The 16540-nt window shown below is 55.8% G+C and carries 11 protein-coding genes; 6 read left to right on the top strand and 5 right to left on the bottom strand.

Annotated elements, in window-relative coordinates:
• Positions 1-19 precede the first annotated feature (19 nt).
• Positions 20-949: a LysR substrate-binding domain-containing protein gene (locus GGR91_RS09930; RefSeq protein ID WP_183942019.1), complete on the top strand. Its 930-nt coding sequence runs from the start codon at positions 20-22 to the stop codon at positions 947-949.
• On the opposite strand, the gene GGR91_RS09925 is transcribed toward GGR91_RS09930, so the two are convergent.
• The 3 genes from GGR91_RS09925 to GGR91_RS09915 form a co-directional block, all read right to left on the bottom strand.
• Entirely contained in the window at positions 946-1899 is a 954-nt protein-coding gene (locus tag GGR91_RS09925; protein WP_183942018.1) for an NAD(P)-dependent oxidoreductase, read from the bottom strand. The two genes, GGR91_RS09930 and GGR91_RS09925, sit on opposite strands and share 4 nt — an antisense overlap.
• A gap of 147 nt (positions 1900-2046) precedes the next feature.
• The gene (locus GGR91_RS09920; protein ID WP_183942017.1) at positions 2047-2829 is read right to left on the bottom strand and encodes a lysophospholipid acyltransferase family protein; all 783 of its coding nucleotides are present in this window, start codon (positions 2827-2829) and stop codon (positions 2047-2049) included.
• Positions 2830-2947: 118 nt separating this feature from the next.
• Positions 2948-3712 (bottom strand): SDR family NAD(P)-dependent oxidoreductase, encoded by a 765-nt coding sequence (locus tag GGR91_RS09915; RefSeq protein ID WP_183942016.1) that lies wholly within the window; start codon positions 3710-3712, stop codon positions 2948-2950.
• Between the two features lie 152 nt (positions 3713-3864).
• On the opposite strand from GGR91_RS09915, the gene GGR91_RS09910 reads away from it, so the two are divergent.
• Genes GGR91_RS09910 through GGR91_RS09895 form a run of 4 tightly spaced genes read left to right on the top strand, consistent with a single transcriptional unit; the run spans position 3865 to position 11043 of the window.
• Positions 3865-6282: an FAD-dependent oxidoreductase gene (locus GGR91_RS09910; protein WP_183942015.1), complete on the top strand. Its 2418-nt coding sequence runs from the start codon at positions 3865-3867 to the stop codon at positions 6280-6282.
• 5 nt (positions 6283-6287) lie between these two features.
• Entirely contained in the window at positions 6288-8732 is a 2445-nt protein-coding gene (locus GGR91_RS09905; RefSeq protein WP_183942014.1) for a GcvT family protein, read from the top strand.
• The gene (locus GGR91_RS09900; RefSeq protein WP_183942013.1) at positions 8732-9976 is read left to right on the top strand and encodes an aromatic ring-hydroxylating oxygenase subunit alpha; all 1245 of its coding nucleotides are present in this window, start codon (positions 8732-8734) and stop codon (positions 9974-9976) included. Before GGR91_RS09905 ends, GGR91_RS09900 begins: the two co-directional genes overlap by 1 nt.
• On the top strand, positions 9973-11043 hold the full coding sequence (locus tag GGR91_RS09895) for an alcohol dehydrogenase family protein (RefSeq protein ID WP_221204282.1): 1071 nt from the start codon (positions 9973-9975) through the stop codon (positions 11041-11043). Before GGR91_RS09900 ends, GGR91_RS09895 begins: the two co-directional genes overlap by 4 nt.
• On the opposite strand, the gene GGR91_RS09890 is transcribed toward GGR91_RS09895, so the two are convergent.
• Both GGR91_RS09890 and GGR91_RS09885 read right to left on the bottom strand, forming a co-directional pair.
• Entirely contained in the window at positions 11040-12356 is a 1317-nt protein-coding gene (locus GGR91_RS09890; RefSeq protein ID WP_183942012.1) for an aspartate aminotransferase family protein, read from the bottom strand. The two genes, GGR91_RS09895 and GGR91_RS09890, sit on opposite strands and share 4 nt — an antisense overlap.
• Before the next feature lie 97 nt (positions 12357-12453).
• Positions 12454-13848, bottom strand: a complete 1395-nt coding sequence (locus tag GGR91_RS09885; RefSeq protein ID WP_183942011.1) for an amino acid permease — start codon at positions 13846-13848, stop codon at positions 12454-12456.
• 208 nt (positions 13849-14056) lie between these two features.
• Here GGR91_RS09885 and GGR91_RS09880 point away from each other — a divergent pair, with 208 nt between their 5' ends.
• Positions 14057-16399: a transketolase family protein gene (locus tag GGR91_RS09880; RefSeq protein WP_183942010.1), complete on the top strand. Its 2343-nt coding sequence runs from the start codon at positions 14057-14059 to the stop codon at positions 16397-16399.
• Positions 16400-16540: the final 141 nt, after the last annotated feature.

Below are 16540 nucleotides of genomic sequence, written 5' to 3'. Positions count from 1 at the left end.
ATCCGGGGAGGGAGTGGCGATGCATCCGAAGATCGATCTAAAGCAGTTGCCGCCGTTAAAGGCGCTTAAGGGTTTTGAGGCGGCGACCCGTCATCAAAGTATCCGCGATGCAGCGGACGAGCTTTGCCTCACCCATCCTGCGGTCAGCCATCAGGTCCAGCTGATCGAAGACGCGCTTGGTGTGACGTTGTTCGTCCAGGAAGGGCGGCATATCGTGTCGACGGAAGAGGGTAAGGTACTCTATCCTTATGTCCGCGCTGCTTTTGAATCGTTGCTGGAGGGGGTTGAAGAAGTCCACCGCCATGCGCTGGACAAGCCACTTCGCGTGCAGACTTATGTCACGGCGTCGATACGTTGGCTCGCAAAACGTGTTCCGCAGTTTCTGGCTGATCACCCCGAGGTAAAACTGACGCTCAACACATGTGCTGTTGAGTGGGAATTTGACGATGTCCACGCGGATGTCGGGCTCGTTTATTGCGCGTCAGAACCCGATGCGACCAAATTTCATTGGGTTCCGCTGTATGAATATGCGTTGTTTCCCGTCTGTAGCCCCGCTGTTGCAGAGGCGATGGGGCCAAATCCCAGCCCGCAGACATTGATGACCAAGCCGCTTGTTGCTATCTATACCGAAGTGCAAAATTGGGAGACGTGGTTTGCGTCGGCTGGATCGGCGTTTGAACCCTCCGTGCCCTATCTCATGGTTGATACCTTGGCCGTTGCGCTTGAAATGGCGCTGAACGGTGAGGGCATTGCGCTGGTCAACGGTCCGTTTGTCGATCAGGATCTGGCTGCCGGTCGGCTTGTGCAGCCCATTGGGCATAAAGCCGTTTGCCCCGGCGCATGGGGCCTGATTTGCCGTAAGGATATGAAAGAAAATCTGCGCATTCGGACATTCATGGATTGGGTGGCCAAGAATGTCGAAGACAGCCGTTTAGGCGTCGCAGCTTAGCGTTTCGGAACGACCTCATAGCCCGGCTCTTCGGGTTCATCGTCTACCATATCGGCCGGAAATCCGGTGCCCAAAACCTTAATGCCCAACGGCTCTTCATAACGACGGATGATGTTGGGTGAAAATTCGCGAGGGCCGTACGCTTCCTCGCCTTCCTTAAAGATTTTCACGATGAGCGGCGACAGTTCAACAGGGACATGTGCCGCCTGGGCAATTTTGTCGAACAGGCCCACGTCCTTGCTGACGAGGTCCATCGTGAAATTGATATCGCGGCTGCCGTTGAGGATGACCTGGCTCTCGGTTTCGTGGACGAAGCTGTTGCCTGACGAAATCCGTATCGCTTCATATGTGGTGTTCATATCAAGCCCAATGGCTTTACATGTCGTCAACGCCTCGGCCAGTGCGACGAGATGTACCGTGCAAAGATAGTTGGTCATCACCTTCAATTGTGACGCGGTGCCAAGGTCGCCGGTGTGCAATATGCGCCGCCCCATTGTCGTCAAAACCGGCAGAACAAATTCGAACGCGGCGCGCGGGCCGCCTGCAAAAATCGCAATATTGCCGGTGTCCGCACGATGGCAGCCGCCCGAAACCGGGCATTCCATGAACATCGCGCCACGCGCCTCAACCAAAGCGCCGAGCCGGATGACTTCGCTATAATCGGTTGTGCTCATTTCGAGCCAAACCTGACCCGGGCGCATGATTTGAAGAAAACCGTCCGCGCCTTCGGCAACGGCAGCGCTGGCCGCGGGGGAAGGCAGGCAGGTAATGATCAGGTCGACGGCTTCACCCAATTCTTTTGGAGATGCTGCAGAGGCTGCACCCCGACTGACATATTCGGCAACGAGTGCGGCATCAAGGTCGCGTACAGTGACGTCATGACCATTGCGGATCAGGCTGCCTGCCAATTTTCCGCCAACATTGCCAAGACCGATAAATCCGATTTTCATGATTGCACCCAGTTAATTTACAGCAGGCGATACGCGCCCTTTGGAAAAGTTAGAGCGCCGTCGATGCGCGGCCACAATTGAAAAATTTGGCCAATTGGATGAATTATTTTGCACCGCGCCGGAGAACCCCACGCCGCTGGGCGCTATTTATGTAACGGGATATCCAAGCGTGGCGGACAGAGCGTCCGTGAGCCTCGTGCGGGCAAGGGCGCAGACGACTTTTCGATCGGCAAGCGCGCCCGGATCAAAGGGTTCCAGAAAGTGGACGTCCACGTCGTAACTGCCGGGCCGTGTAAATGCCCGCCACGCGCTCTCCCAGCCGGTCTCTACACCCACCCAAGCGATGTCCGGGGTGTTGGCACCGAAGTCTAAAAGAACCGGCTGAATCATCATTGGCTTGGGCGGCGGTGCCAATGTCGCAAACAAGGATTGTTTGAACGGCAATAGCCCGCGTCCGTCCGAGGTTGTGCCTTCCGGGAAAAGTGTCACCGACCAGTTTTCGGCGATAGCCTCGCGTAACTCGGCAACTTGTTGCCCAACATTCTGTTTTTCCGTGCGGTTGACGAAAATGGTGCGGTTCAGCTTTGCAAGCCAGCCAATGATGGGCCAGTCGCGCACGCCATCCTGCGCGACAAAGGAGGTGCCCGTTATGCCGGCCAATATCGGAATATCGTGCCATGAAATATGGTTGGCGACAAAAAATACATCCCGGCGGAGCGGACTGCCGTGAACATGAACGCGCGCGCCCAAGGCGCGGGCGGCAATGCGTAAGAATAACATCGCCCATGGCGACGGCAATCGCAGGAGATGCCAGACAAGGTGAAGTGGTAATAACACCGCGAGCGGCACGGCAATCCACATGACGCGCATGGCGCACAGGAAATATGCCTGTAGCGGAACCTTTGGTATCGAAATGCTAATAGTCGCCATCGGGTTCCGCTTTAAAATTGGGACAATATTAAAATCTTAACGTGCCTAGCCACCAACTGTGACTGTGCGATGACGGTCCCACATTACGCGAGTTCGCGCAACGTTTGCATATCATGGCTTATCGCTTTTTCAAACGCAGCGCATCCCAGCTGGCGTCGGCCAGCCATCCACCGTCGACAGGCAAGCTTGCGCCATTGATAAAGCTGTCTTCATGCGCAAGAAAAGCAATGGCTTGGGCAACATCCTCGGGCTTGGCAAAACGGCCCATTGGAACGCGGTCGATGATATCACTATCGGAATAAGCGCCCGAACCTTGATCGGCCTCATCCATTTCCGTTTTAATCCAGCCGGGACAAACGGCGTTCACACGCACGCCGCGGCTGCCCCATTCTGCCGCAAGCGTTCGCGTCAGTCCGACCAATCCGTGCTTTGACGCGTTGTAGGCGGATCGATCAATAACACCGTGAAGGCCCGCAATTGAAGCAACGTTGATAATATTGCCGCGGTTGCGCCCAAGCATCTGCTTTCCGATTTCGCGGCACAGCAAAAACGGCCCGGTCAGGTTGATGTTCATGACGCGCTGCCACTGTTCGATACTTGTATCTTCAGCGCTGCAAATCAAACTGATGCCGGCGTTGTTGACCAACACATCTGCGGCGCCATGCTCGCGGGCAATTTTCTCGGCCAGTTCGACAACAAATGCTTCAGAGGAAATGTCACCCGAAAGCGCGGATACGCTCCCGCCAAGAGCAACCAATGCTTCGACTTGCGCATCCAAGTGCTGCACGTCGGTCATGACAACATGATAGCCTTTTTCCGCCAAAAGCCTTGCCGTTGCAAAGCCAACGCCTTGTGCAGCACCCGTAACCAACGCAACCTTCATAGCTCAACCCTTATATTCTCAATCAACCCTGCACGCCTTATAGGCACCGGTGATCCTAATCCAAAAATTTTTTTAACCGGTCCCGTCATATTCCCCATTTGTGCCTGACCGCAAACCCGCCCTAAGGTTCTGCTATAAGGAGCAGGGCGTTTATGCAAACATCGGCACGAGTTGTGATAATCGGCGGCGGCATAATGGGGGCTTCGTTGCTTTACCATCTCGCCGAACTCGGGTGGACGGACTGTCTGCTGATTGAAAAGGACGAGCTGACCTCTGGCTCGACATGGCACGCGGCTGGCCAGTGCCCCAACATCACGGGCAGCTTCAACCTTGCCAAGATGCATGCGTATAGCAATGATCTTTACCCCCGGCTGGAAGGTTTGACCGGGCAATATGTCAGTTGGCATAAATCCGGCGGTATCCGTCTTGCAACCAACGAGCGCGAGCTGGCGTGGATGCGCTACATTCAGGGTTTTTCGAAAATCATCGGGTTCGAGATGGAGATTATCCCGCCTGAGGAAATTCTCCGCCACAACCCATTCATGACGCTTGACGGTGTCATCGCCGGTGCGCGGACGACGGAAGACGGGCATGCTGACCCGTCGGGTATTTGCAACGCGCTCGCCATTGGTGCCAAGAATATGGGCGCCAAAATCGTGCGCAAAAACCGCGTGACGGGTCTGACGCAATTGCCATCTGGCGAATGGGATGTGGAGACGGAAAAGGGCACGGTTCGGGCCGAAATCGTCGTAAATGCGGCGGGCTGTTATGCCCGTCAAATCGCGCAAATGGCGGGCATCGATATTCCGGTGACGAACATGGAACATCACTATGTTGTCACCGATCCTATCCCCGCATTCAAAGATCGCGATGAAGAAATACCGGTCATGCGTTGCCCCCATGTGTCGGGATATTTCCGGCAGGAGCAGAAAAGCGGATTGATTGGCGTTTACGAAAATACGGGCCTGGCCGAAGCATGGGCGCCACGCGGTGGAAACCCTGAATGGGATTCAACCAGCGAGTTGTTCCCCGAAGATCTGGAGCGGATTGCCCCATGGCTGGAGCGCGCGATTGAACGCATGCCGATTTTTGGTGAAGTCGGTTTGCGGCGCTTCGTCAACGGCGCGATCCCGCATACGCCTGACGGCGGGCCTCTGTTGGGGCCAGCCGTTGGCCTAAAGAATTTTTGGCATTGTTGCGGCACAAGCTTTGGCATCGCGCAAGGCGGCGGGGCTGGAAAATATCTGGCGCAGTGGATGGTGTTCGGTGATGCCGATATCAACATGACCGAATTCGATCCGCGCCGTTACGGCCCATATGCGGACGAAGATTACAGCCGCGCTAAGGTTTTCCTTGATTACCGTATGACGTTCACGACGCGGCTTCCCGGTGAAGAAGAGCCCGATGGCCGCCCGCAAAAGATGAGCGCGCTATATGGCCGTTTGCTGTCGGCTGGTGCGGTATATGGCGAAACCTACGGTTGGGAGCGGCCCAAATATTTTGCCCTCGACGGTGCAGAAGAAGAAGGCGGCTATCACCGCACCAATAGCTTTGACGCGGTCGCGGCAGAGGTAAAGGCGGTTGCCGAGCGGGTTGGCGTGCTCGACCTGTCTGGCTTTGCGAAATATGATGTGAGCGGACCAGATGCCGAGGCATTCCTCAATCGTATTTGCGCCAACCGCATGCCCAAGAAATTGGGCGGTATCGGCTTGGTGCATCTGCTTTCGGTGCAGGGCCGCATTTATGGCGAAATGACCGTGACGCGTTTCGCCGATGACCATTTCTACTGCCTCTCGGCAGCCGCGGCGGAACAGCGCGACTGGGATTTGCTGATCCAAAGCAAATTACCTGACGAAGATGTGACCATTCGCAATCTGACGATGGACCTTGGCGTTCTCGTGATGAACGGCCCGCGCTCGCGCGATGTGCTGGAAAAGCTAACCGACGCCGACCTTAGCAACGAAGGTTTCCGTTGGCTCAGCGGTCAGGAGATCGTGATTGCGGGCATCAAGATGCGTGCGCTTCGTGTGTCTTATGCCGGAGAATTGGGCTGGGAATTGCATCCAGCGATGAAGGACCTTGCTGCACTCTACGAAGCAGTATGGGAAGCAGGGCAGGAATTCGGCATCGTCAATTACGGACTGTACGCAGCAAACAGTATGCGCGTCGAAAAAGGTTATAAGGCCTGGGGTTCCGAGCTTACCAACGAACTGACGATGATTGAGGCAGACATGCCGCGTTTCATCAATTTCAATAAGGATGATTTCGTCGGCAAGCAGGCGACGTTGGATGCGCCTGAGCGTTTCCGCATTGTGTATGGCGCGGTTGATGCAGACAATGTCGATGTGCGCGGCGGCGAACCAATTTTGGTGGGCGACCATTGTATCGGCCTGACGACATCAGGCGGCTATGGCCATCGCGTTGGCAAGAGCCTGTTTTTCGCCTGTGTGCCCATACAAAATGCGGCGCCGGGGTCGCAGTTCGACATCGTGTTACAGGGCGAACGACGCATCGGCACAGTGCTGGAGCACCCTGTTTATGATCCTGATAACGCCAAGATGAAGGTCTGATCCGCGTGGCTGAATTACCCAAAAAGGCAAAAGTCGTCATCATCGGTGGCGGTGTCATCGGCTGCTCGATTGCATATCACCTGACCAAGATCGGCTGGGACGACGTGGTCTTGCTGGAACGCAAGCAATTGACCAGCGGCACGACATGGCATGCGGCGGGGTTGGTCGGGCAATTGCGGCCCAGCATCAACATGACCAAGCTCGCGAAATATACTGGCGAACTCTATCGCGGGCTTGAGGCAGAAACCGGCCAGGCAACGGGCTATCGCCAATGCGGTTCGATATCGATGGCCACCAATGCCGAACGCTTTGAGGAACTAAAGCGCAGCGCATCCATGGCCAAGGTATTTGACCTGCCCGTGCATGTGGTGACACCGCAAGAAATCAAAGAGCTGGCCCATATCGTCAATGTCGATGATGTCGTCGGCGGAATTCATATCCCAAGCGACGGCTATGCAAATGCAGTCGATATTACGCAGGCCTTGGCCAAAGGTGCCCGCACCGGCGGCGCTAAAATCTTTGAAAACACCAAAGTCACCAGAATCCGCCATAATGGTGATCGCATCACGGGCGTGGATACGGACGATGGTTCGATTGACGCGGATTATGTCGTCATCTGCGGCGGCATGTGGACGCGTGATTTGGCAGCCAGCGTTGGCGTTGCTGCGCCATTGCACGCATGTGAGCATTATTATGTTCTATTCGAAGGCGTCGAGGGCATCGACAATACACTGCCGGTTCTGCGCGATTATGATTATTGTGGTTATTATAAATATGACGCGGGCAAGCTGCTGGTCGGCGCATTTGAACCCAATGCGCGGCCGTGGGGTATGGACGGCATATCCGAAGATTTCTGTTTCGATGAAATTGCAGGAAGCTTCGAACATTTCGAACCATTGCTGATCGATGCAATGCGCCGTGTGCCTGCGCTGGAAAAAGCGGGCATTCAAAAATTCTTCTGCGGTCCCGAAAGCTTTACGCCGGACGTGCGATACCATCTGGGTGAAAGCGCTGAATTGAAAGGCTGCTTTGTGGCGGCTGGCCTCAATTCCATTGGCCTGCAATCCGCGGGCGGCGTGGGCAAGGTCATGGCGGACTGGATCCGCGATGGTATTCCGCCCGCAGACTTGTGGACCGTCGACATCCGCCGCAACATGCCGTTCCAGATTAACCGCAAATATCTGCGCGAACGCGTTACCGAAAGCCTCGGCCTCCTGTACGCGACGCATTATCCGTTCAAGCAATATGAAACCGCACGCGGGGTGCGCAAATCTGCATTGCATGACCGGCTCGTCGCGCAAGGCGCGTGTTTTGGCGAAGCTTTTGGTTGGGAACGTGCCAATTGGTATGGTGAACCCGGGAGCACGCCCGCATATGAATATAGCTATGGCCGCCAGAACTGGTTTGAAGCCAATGCGGCGGAATGCAAGGCCGTGCGTGAAGCGGTTGGCCTGTTCGACCAATCAAGTTTCGCCAAATTCCGCCTTGAAGGCCGCGACGCCATGGCCGTGCTTAATCGCGTTTGCGCGAACGATGTCGATGTTGCCCCGGGCAAGCTGGTCTATACCCAATGGCTGAATGACAAGGGCGGGATTGAGGCTGACCTGACCGTCACGCGCCTTTCGGAAACCGCATATCTGATTGTCACCGGCGCTGAAACCGAGGTGAAGGATTTCAACTGGTTGAAACGCCATACGCCCGACGATGCTCATGCTGTGCTGACCAATGTGTCGTCGGGCATGGGTGTCATTTCGATCATGGGACCCAACAGCCGCGCGTTGCTGCAATCGATTAGCCCCAATGACCTGTCGCATGAGGCGTTCCCCTTTGCGACCTCGCAAGAGATTGAGCTGGGCTATGCCATCGTGCGCGCATCGCGCATCACCTACGTCGGTGAGCTGGGGTGGGAGCTGTATATTCCCACCGAGTTCATGGCGGGCGTATATGATGCGATCGTCGCGGCTGGCGCGGCGTTTGGATTAAAGCATTGCGGCTATCATGCGTTGAACGCGCTTCGCATGGAAAAGGCCTATCGCCACTGGGGCCATGACATCACGGATGAGGATACACCGTTGGAAGCTGGCCTTGGCTTTGCTGTGAAGATGGACAAGGCGGGTGGCTTCATCGGGCGTGAGGCTTTGGCCGCGCAGAAGGAAGCTGGCCTTAAGCAGCGCCTTGTGCAGTTCTTGGTCAAATCACCCGAACCAATGCTCTATCACAATGAGCCGATTTGGCAGGGCGACCGGATTGCGGGCTATATTCGTTCCGGAATGTATGCCCATACGCTCGGCGGCGCGTGCGGCCTTGGCTATGTCGATGCCGCCGATGGCGGTGTCGTCGGGCCAATTGGCGCTGATGATTATGAAATCGAGATTGCCGGTGTCCGCTATCCCGTCACCGCGTCGCTCAAACCTTTTTATGACCCCACAAATGCACGGATCAAAATCTAATGTCGCACACTGAACTTATGGGCCGCCTCGCTGCGAACACGCAGGTTGGATACAGCTTTGATCAGGAATTTTACACCAGCGATGCGGTCTTCAAAGCTGACTTTGATGAAATCATCAGCCAGAAATGGCTGCTGGCCGGTCATGTGTCACGCATCCCGGAAAAAGGTGATTATTTCCTGTACCGGGTCGGTAATGAACAGATTATCGTTATTCGTGAAAACAGCGAAAGTGTCCGCGCATTCTTCAACGTCTGCCGCCACCGGGGTTCGACGATTTGTCAGTCGGAAAGCGGTAATGCGCCGCGCCTGGTCTGCCCCTATCATGCATGGACATTTGGGCTTGATGGCCGCTTGATCTCCGCGCGGTTAATGCCGGAGGATTTCGACAAAGCCGAAAACAGTCTGTTCGCGTGCCATATCCGCGTTTTTCATGGCCTGATTTTCATCAACATGAGCGAGGGCGAACCGGACGATTTTGACGCGACCTTTGGCGACATGGGTGCCATCCTCGACTATCACGGTTTTGCTGATGCCCGGATCGCGCACGCCGGCAGCTACCCCACGACCGCCAATTGGAAGCTGGTCATCGAGAATTTCTTTGAATGCTATCATTGCGTGCCTTCGCATCCGGAATTCTGCTCGATGCATGCATCAGAGTCGATCGTTGCTGTAGGCGCAGGGCCAAGTTCGGGGCCTGCTGACGCTATTGCAAGTTTCACGCCCAAGTTGCAGGCTTGGGAAGCGAGTGCAGTAGCGGCAGGCCGGCCAATCGGTAATATCGACGACGCCCCCGAAAGCAGCCACCTGCGCCTGTTGATGCAGCGGATGAACAAGGGTGGCTGGTCATCGGAAACGCAAGATGGCTCTGCGCCTGCGCCATTGATGGGCAAACGGACAAAGGCAGATGGCGGCCGGATGCACCTAAGCTTCAGCCCGTTCAGCCAAATTGTTGCCGACGACCATTTCGCTATCCTGTTCCAGTTCACGCCGCGCGGCGCGCTGGAAACCGATGTGGAAATGATCTGGCTTGTCGATGGCCGTGCGACGGAGGACCAGGTTGACATTGAAAAGATGATCTGGGGCTATCACGCGACAACCACGCAGGACAAAGTCATCACCGAAAACAATCAGGCGGGCATTATGTCGAGCCGTTATCGCCCGGGGCGCTATTCCGACCAAGAGGGCAGCGTTCTTAAGTTCCAGAAATGGTATCTCAACCAGTTCGGGCTGGCGCGCGCCGAGTGACCATCGCCGCCAACATGCGGGCAGTTTTGCTGACCGGCCATGGTGGTTATGAAAAGCTGGAATTGCGTGATGATGTGCCGGTGCCGAAACCGGGTGTTGATGATGTCCTGATCCGTGTTGGCGCGGCGGGCGTCAATAATACGGATATCAACACGCGCATTGGCTGGTATTCCAAATCGGTCGCAGAGGCGACAGAGACGGGCGCTGCAGAAGGACTTGAAGGCGCCGGCGATGACGGCTGGTCCGGTGCCGCATTTCAATTTCCGCGCATTCAGGGTGCCGATGCGTGCGGAAGGATTGTCGCAGTCGGCGATAATGTCGATCCCGCCCGTATCGGAGAACGGGTCTTGGTCGAACCCGTCTTTTGCGGCGCGCGCCGTTACGACATTCTCTATTTCGGTTCGGAAGTCGATGGCGGCTTTGCGGACTATGCCTGCGTTCCTTCGGTTCACGCGCACCGCGTTGAATCTGCGTTATCCGACATCGAACTGGCTAGCTTTCCCTGCGCTTATGGAACGGCGGAAAACATCCTGACCCGTATAAATGTGCAGGCTGGCGAGCGTGTACTCATCACGGGTGCATCAGGTGGCGTTGGCTCCGCGGCAGTCCAGCTGGCGAAACGGCGCGGGGCAGAGGTCATCGCCATGGCAGCGGATGCAAAGGCCGATAGCGTCCGCGCGCTCGGCGCGTCCCAGGTCATTCCGCGTGACGCCAATCTGGTATCATTGTTCGGGCAAGAATATTTTGACGCCGCTGTCGATATTGTCGGCGGTGCGCAGTTCGGCGAGATCCTGAACGTGCTTAAGCGCGGAGGCCGCTATGGCGTGTCGGGTGCGATTTCGGGGCCTGTTGTCGATCTTGACCTTCGGACGCTCTATCTCAAGGATTTGCGCCTGATCGGTTGCACGGTTTTAGAGCCCGAGGTTTTTGCAAACCTCGTCTCATATATTGAACATGGCGAAATCCAGCCGCTGGTCGCAGCCACTTACGACTTATTCGACATCGTCAAAGCGCAAGAAGCGTTTTTAACGAAGCAGCATGTCGGAAAGATTGTGCTGTCGCTTTAGTCGACGGTTTCAATCAGCTCGCCGATACGTCCAACGATTTCGTCGATATGCGCTTTTTCCAGAATGAGCGGCGGCGACAATGCGATGATATCGCCGGTCGCGCGGACCAATAAACCATTGTCGAAGCATTTGTGGAACAACTGCATGCCGCGCTTGCCAACGCCGCCTGCATGTGGCGCAAGCTCAATGGCAGCAACAATGCCCATATTGCGGATATCGATAATGTGCCGTTTGCCCTTCAGGCTGTGCACTGCATCCTGCCAATAACCGTGCAGCGAGCTGGCGTGCTCAAAAATCCCCTCCGACTTGTATAGGTCAAGCGTCGCAAGGGCTGCTGCCGCTGCCAAGGGGTGGCCGGAATAAGTGTAGCCGTGGAACAATTCGATGCCATCAGGGCCGCCCTCTACAACACCGTCATGAATGTGGCGGCTGACCGCAACCGCGCCCATAGGCACAGCAGCGTTGGTAAGGCCCTTTGCCATCGTGATGATGTCTGGCGTTACGCCGAGCGTTTCGGATGCCGTGGTGCCGCCAACACGGCCAAAGGCGGTGATGACTTCGTCAAAGATCAGCACAATGCCGTGCTTGCGCGTGATTTCCCGCAGTTTTTCGAGGTAGCCAATCGGGGGTACCAGAACGCCGGTTGACCCCGCCATGGGTTCAACAATTACGGCGGCAATGGTTTCGGCGCCATGCAGCGCGACGATAGCCTCAAGATTGTCGGCCAGATGCGCGCCCCATTCGGGACGACCCATGGTGAATGCGTTATGTTCCAGATTATGGGTGTGCGGCAGATGGTCGACGCCCGTTAACAAGGTGCCAAATTGCCGCCGGTTGTTGACGATGCCGCCGACGGAAATGCCGCCAAAGCCAACGCCATTATAACCACGCTCACGTCCAATCAGGCGCGTGCGCGTGCCTTGTCCGATGGCGCGCTGATAGGCGAGCGCAATCTTCAACGCGGTGTCGACCGATTCTGACCCTGAATTGGTAAAGAAAATGCGGTCCAGCCCCTCAGGCATGATCGTCGCCAATCGCGACGCCAGTTCAAACGCAAGCGGGTGACCCAATTGGAACGGCGGGGCATAGTCCAGCTCGGCGGCGCATTTCTGGATGGCCTCGACAATCGGCGCGCGGCAATGGCCTGCGTTTACCGCCCATAGGCCTGCGGTACCGTCAAGGATCTGACGTCCGTCGTCGCTGGTATAATGCATGTCCTTTGCCGATGCCAGCTGGCGCGGCGTCGTTTTAAACGCCCGGTTCGCAGTAAACGGCATCCAAAATGCCGCTAGGGGGTCGTTTTCCAGTTTCATCCATTCGCTCCAGCAACCAGTTTCATATGCTTATGCGATATGCAGGCCATTATCCGTGATTGAAAAGATTGTTGCGTCCGGAAAATTTTGGTGGGCATTAATTTTTCCGCTGCTTTGCTTGCACGCGGCATTTGACCCAATATCCAACCAAAAAGAGCGCTGCCACCAGAACGCTGGTCCAAAGTTCAATCGCGTGTGATGTGGAAACGCCCATTAACACCAGAACACCAACCATCCCGGCAATGGCCGTCCATGTGCCATAGGGGTGGAACCACATTTTGATTTTCAGCTTTTCAGGCGCAGTCGCTTCGAAATCGGCGCGGAGCCGTAACTGTGCCCAAGCAATCAGCAGATAGATAAACAGCATGACCGCGCCCGAAGCATTGACCAGAAAATTGAACACCCTGTCCGGCGACAGCACCGATGCGGCAAGTGCGACATAGCTGAAGAGGCTCGCGATCAGGATCGCACGGGCAGGCACTTTCGCTTTGCTCAATTGCACACAAGATTGCGGCGCATCGCCATTTTTGGCGAGACCGAACATGGCGCGTGACGTGATATAGATGCCTGAGTTCAGGCACGACAGAACTGCCACGAGCACGATGCTATTCATAATCAGATCGGCGGCGGGATAACCCATGACGCGCATAGCTTGGGCAAATGGCGATACGCCAACTTCGATTTCGTTCCATGGCACGATGGAGACGATCATCAAGATCGACAACACGAAGAAAATCAAAATGCGCGTCGATACCGATATCGTCATACGCGCGATGGTGCTTGCGCCATCTTCGGATTCTGCGGCCGCCAGCGTCGCGATTTCGGCGCCGCAAAGCGAAAATATCGTCGTTGAAACGCCAACAAGAATGGCCGCCACACCCGCTGGTGCAAAACCACCATGTTCGGTCAGGTTTGAAAAAGTCGGACCGGAGGGCGACGTGATGCCCGTGGCATAAGCGGCGGCAGCCAGAATGAAGACGATAATCGCCACAACCTTGGTGGAGGCGAACCAGAATTCGAATTCTCCATAGGATTTGGCGGACATCAAATTCACCACGGTCAGTATTGCCATCAACGCCACACCGATTTGCCAAACTTCAAGCATCGGAAACCAGCTGTTTATAATCTTCGCGCCCGCAATTGCCTCAATGGCGATCACGACGACCCAGAAATACCAATAGAGCCATCCGACAAGAAACCCGGCCCAATTACCGACGCCGGTACGGGCAAAATCGGGAAAGGTCTGAACACCGGGCATCGCCATCGCCATTTCGGAGATCATCCGCATGACGAGTAAGACGAGGAATCCCGCCAATGCATAGCTTACAACGGCAGCAGGCCCGATTGTGCTGATGGCCGTCGATGAACCAACAAACAGGCCAGCCCCGATGATGCCGCCAAATGTGATCATCGAAACATGCCGGGACTTGAGTGTTCGGCTAAGTTCGTTCGACCCAGTTCCTGCCGGTGGCGTCGCTAAGCTTGTGTCCATGTGTCGGATTCCCCCTCGTTCAAAACGGTTCTAGCTTCGAAACAAGCGATCTGTAAATGACGGGTAACAAACAAATGTGATACCCAGCGTCTTTCGGTGCGAAAAGTTGGAACGGACGGGTTATAATTTTTGCTTATAAGCCGCGGCATTAGACTGACATGCGCCTGATCGGCTGATATGGAATAATCGAGGGGATGTAATAACCGAAATGGCCACCGTCTTAACTGACCACCGAAAAGAAAAAATCGCCACGATTGAGACGCTGGATGCGCGGCTCCGTTGGTTGTCGTCATGGATTGTCCATAACGCCAACCATTTACGGGAAAAGCGCGACGGACTTAAGGTCGGCGGTCATCAGGCGAGTTGCGCTTCGATGACGGCGATTATGGCTGCGCTGTATTTCCATGCGCTTCGCCCGCAAGACAAGGTGTCGGTGAAGCCCCATGCAGGCCCCGTGTTGCAGGCCATCCATTATTTGCTGGGCAATCAAACTCTGGAGCAATTGCAGCAGTTTCGCGCATTGGGCGGCGCACAAAGTTATCCGTCACGCACCAAGGATAAAATTCCGGTGGATTTTTCAACCGGCTCGGTTGGATTGGGCGTTGCGATCACGGCCTTTTCCAGCCTCGTTCAGGATTATCTTGTTGCGCATGGGTCGCTAGATGAAGCGGACGCAGGCCGGATGATATCGCTGATGGGCGACGCTGAGCTTGATGAAGGCAATATCTACGAATGCCTTATCGAAGCCTATAAGCACGACATTCGCAATTGCTGGTGGGTGGTTGATTATAACCGCCAGTCCCTCGACAGCACGACCGCTGACCGCATGTTCCGGCGCTTTGATGATATTTTCGAAACCTGCGGCTGGCGTGTTGTCACGTTGAAGAACGGCAAGTTGCAACGTGCGGCATTCTCGCGGCCTGGCGGAAAATCGCTTGAGGACTGGATTGAAAATTGTCCCAATGCTGATTTTGCCGTGCTTACGTATAAGGGCGGTGCGGCGTGGCGCGAACGGTTGATCGCGGACATTGGCGGTAAGCCGCATGTGGCAAAGCTGCTCGACAGTTTTGACGATGACGGGCTTGCTGCCCTGATGACCAACTTGGGCGGGCATTGCATCGAGTCTTTAATGGACGCGTTCGACAGCGCCGATGATGACCGACCGACTTTGTTTATCGCCTACACCGTTAAAGGCTACGGCCTGCCGCTCGCGGGGCATAAGGACAATCATTCGGGGATGATGAACCCCGCGCAGATTGAACAGCTTCGCGTCAGCATGGGCGTTGAGGTCGGGCAGGAATGGGAACCATTTGCCGGATTGGGTGGAAATATCGCGGCGCGGCTGAAAGACTTTGTCGGGCAGAGCGTTCTCGCGCACAAACCGCAAGAGCCCGATGCGCCGGTGATCGCCGTTCCCGAGCGCCTTCCTGTGCCATCTGGCGATGTTCAGTCGACACAAGCAGCCTTTGGCAATGTTTTGCTCGATCTCGCCAAATCCTCTGAGACATTAGCCGACCGTATCGTGACAACCGCGCCTGACGTTACCCAGACGACCAATTTGGGTGGGTTTGTAAACCAACGCGGGCTTTTCCGCCGATCCGATGTGGCTGATATCTTCCGTGATGCCAAAGTCCCATCGGCACAAAAATGGGCCGCACATGCCGCGGGACAGCATATTGAACTCGGGATTGCAGAGAATAACTTTTTTCTGTTGCTCACGTCGCTTGGGCTGGCCGCGCCGCATTTCGGGACGCGGTTGATTCCCGTTGGTACGGTGTATGATCCCTTTATCGCGCGCGGATTGGATGCGCTGAATTATGGTTGCTACTCCGATGCCCGCTTCTTGTTGGTTGGAACGCCATCCGGGCTAACCTTGGGGCCAGAGGGCGGTGCGCACCAGTCGATCAATACGCCGCTGATCGGGATGGGCCAGCCTGGCCTTGCGTATTTCGAACCGGCTTATGCCGATGAAGTCGCATTGTTCATGCGCTGGGCATTTGAGCATATGCAGAAACCCGACGGCAGCTCGGTATATCTGCGCCTGAGCACGCGGCAAGTGCCGCAGGTGCAACGCGCTGGTACCGAATGGGAGGCGGACGCGTTAAAAGGCGGCTATTGGTTGCGGCAACCTGCACCCGGCGCAGAAGCCGCGATAGTTTTCACAGGCGCAATTGCCCCTGAAGTGTTGACTGCTTTTGATCAATTGGCGGATGATATTCCCGGATTGGGCGTGTTAAATGTGACGTCGCCCGATGTACTGCATCGCGACTGGTCTGCCAGCAAGGCCGCGCGCTGGACTGATAAGCCCACGCAAATGTGCCATGCCGAAGATCTGTTATCGGTCTTGGCACCTGACGCTGGGCTCGTGACTGTGATTGATGGTTCGCCAGGCGCATTGTCGTGGCTGGGCGGTGTCAGTGGCATGCGGGTAAGTCCGCTTGGCACGGATCGTTTCGGTCAGACCGGGGATTTGATCGATCTTTACGGCACCTACCGCCTTGATGCGGTTGCGATTATGGATGCCATGGCGGAGCTGTTTCTGAAAAGATAGGCCAGCCTTGGGCACCTTGCCGGTCCGGCTTTGGCCTTGGATCGTCGTATAGGGCGCGACAAAGCAGGTTAACGCATCAGAAGGAATGATGCAGCGGGATTGCCAGCGCGACCCAAAACATTCTAGAACAATCGAGACATT

Source organism: Sphingorhabdus rigui (assembly GCF_014196595.1).
GTDB classification, from domain to species: Bacteria; Pseudomonadota; Alphaproteobacteria; order Sphingomonadales; family Sphingomonadaceae; genus Sphingorhabdus_B; species Sphingorhabdus_B rigui.
Note: the sequence above shows the minus strand (reverse complement) of the source record. Positions and strands in the feature narration are given on the sequence as shown.